Source organism: Bartonella sp. AA74HLJMH, from assembly GCF_042197045.1.
Taxonomy (GTDB): Bacteria; Pseudomonadota; Alphaproteobacteria; order Rhizobiales; family Rhizobiaceae; genus Bartonella.
In genome coordinates, this window is the sequence record NZ_JBHIRJ010000061.1 from 1 (window position 1) to 2,408 (window position 2,408).

At 42.7% G+C, this 2,408-nt stretch carries 3 protein-coding genes; all 3 read left to right on the plus strand.

What is annotated here, in order from left to right:
* On the plus strand, positions 1-888 hold an 888-nt coding region (locus ACFINH_RS09485), incomplete at its 5' end, for a hypothetical protein (protein WP_375632904.1).
* A gap of 88 nt (positions 889-976) precedes the next feature.
* A complete protein-coding gene (locus ACFINH_RS09490; protein ID WP_375632906.1) occupies positions 977-2,104 on the plus strand; it encodes a N4-gp56 family major capsid protein in 1,128 nt (375 codons plus the stop codon).
* Positions 2,105-2,124: 20 nt separating this feature from the next.
* Positions 2,125-2,408: hypothetical protein (locus tag ACFINH_RS09495; RefSeq protein WP_375632908.1), on the plus strand; the 284-nt coding region annotated here is incomplete at its 3' end.

Sequence of the window (2,408 nt, forward strand, 5' to 3'; positions counted from 1 at the left end):
AATGCAGAAATGAACGAAGCTATGAATGAAGATTACAGAGTTGGAGCACCGGTCTTTGATGATGAGAGCTCTTTTGATGCCGGCACTTATGATGGTGAAACGATTGATAATGATGATGTCACCTCTCCAGAGCCGGTTGCACAGCCCGTTGAAAAGCCTTCAGAGATTGTTCCTAGTATAGAACAGCAGCGTATGGAGCAACAAGCCAAACAAGCTCGTGAAGCGCTTGTCAAGCTTTATGAACCCCAGTCCCAGACGCCAATGGTTGAAGGTGAAAATGCACCCCCAGACCCTACACAAGACATTATTGGCTATATGAGTTGGATGGGAAAAAAGATTCGAGAGCAGGATGCGTATATTAGGGAACAGAAAGAAGCGCTAAGACAAGCTGAGGAACGGCAGCAGCATGATATACGTCTTGGTGAATTTTTTAATAATTCTGTTAAGTCGTTTCAAAATAAATCCAGTGATTTTGACGCCGCGGCAAATTTTCTTTATGAGGCACGCGCAAAGGAATTGAGTTCTTGGTCATCACTTTATCCTGAGTATGGACAACAAAACACAATAGATGCGATTATAAGAGATCAATTGCATGCTCTTGTAGCCACTTGTGCACAAAGAGATCTCAATCCGGCAGAAGAGATTTATAGAATAGCGCAAAACCTTGGCTATCAGAACCAAGCAGTGCAAGCGAATAATCAAGTTGCAGCACTTCAAAGCCGTCAGAATTCTGCGAGAACCTTAACGGCATCTGGTGGAGGGGGCGTGACGGGTCCTATGACCAAAGAGACACTTGCGAATATGTCAGAAAAGGAATTCAACGCATGGATATCCAATCCGAAAAATGAAGCCCGTTTTTATGAAATAATGGGTGCAGACCCTGATTAGGCAATCAGTTTTACAACATAATCCGCCTTGATGCGGGTTTTCCACCGGCTTTAAGCCGGTTTTTTTACAGCAAAGAAAGGTGAAATCAATGGCAACAACACATATAGGAACCCATGATCCGCAATCGGTGAAATTGTGGTCACAGAAATTAAGCAATGAAGTTTTGAAAGCGACAAAAATTGCCCCTCTTATTGGCAAAAGTTCGAACAGCATTATCCAACTTTATAACGAAACCCATAAGAGCGCAGGGGATAGTGTTACGTTCAGTTTGCTAGTCAATCTGTTTGGAGATGGTGTCACGCAAGGCGAAACCTTAGAAGGCAATGAAGAGGCGCTTCAATTTATGAATGATCGGTTGGTGATTAACGAGCTTTTACATGCGGCGCGTGTTGCCAATGATGATTCGATTGATCAACAGAGAATCCTCCCGAATTTACGTAAGAAAGCGAAAGAAGGCTTGGTTCGCTGGTATGCCAATCGTTTAAGCATCATGTTCTTTTTGCAGGTATGTGGTTATACAGCCCGTACGATTAGCGTTGATGGTCGAGAAGTGTACATTAAACCGGTTCATTATGGCTTTAATGAAATCATGGCACCAAGCAGTGAACGGATTATCCGCCCCGATGGGAAAACCAAAGATGAAGATCTTAATGATAAAGCCAAACATAGCTTTAGTTTGAAGCTTATTGATGAAGCGGTTAAACAAGCCAAACTTGCCAATCCGCAAATTTCCCCCGTCCATGTTAACGGTGATGATGTTTACGTTCTCTATTTGCACCCAACACAAGTGATGCAATTGCGTACCAATACAGCCGCTGGTGAGTGGTTAGATATCCAAAAATCGGTTTATGCGACTTCTCGTGCAAAGAACCCAATCTTTGATGGTTCTCTTGGCATGTATAATGGTGTTGTTTTACGCGAAGCTATTCATGTTACCCATGGTGTTAAATCGACAGATAATACAGCTGTTAAAAGTGTGCGTCGCGCGGTGTTTCTAGGGGCGCAAAGTGCTGTTATTGGTTTTGGCAAAAATCACAGTGCAACGCATTATACGCTTAAAGAAGAGTATTTTGATTATGAACGTGAATTTGGTGTTGCAGCCAAAACCTTAATAGGAATGAAGAAAACCCGTTTCAAATTTCCAAATAGCTCTCAAGCAGCGCAAGATTTTGGAACGATTGTTATCCCCACCTACAGTGGTGAACCTGATAATTAATCATAGGGAGGAAGCAAGACATGGCAGATCAATTACCACCTCCACTACAGGGGAGAAATCTTCACACCCAACAGGTGAGTTTCTTACGTTTGAATATCTCGCATAAAGATAAGCATCTCACAACGAAAATAGGGATATTACCTCGTGGCGCTTTGATCACTTCGATGAAGGCTTTTGTCAAGACCGCGTTTTCTGAGGCAAAATTAAAGATAGGCAGCACCTATGGAGGCAATGAGTTCAGTGAAAAAGACATCAAAGCCCAGGGCACGCAAGATTTTACGCCAACAGATCAAAAGTCTTTTGT

What these genes read in the sequence shown, in the direction of transcription:
- ACFINH_RS09490 (WP_375632906.1), top strand. Translation starts at nt 977, where the DNA reads ATGGCAACAACACATATAGGAACCCATGATCCGCAATCGGTGAAATTG.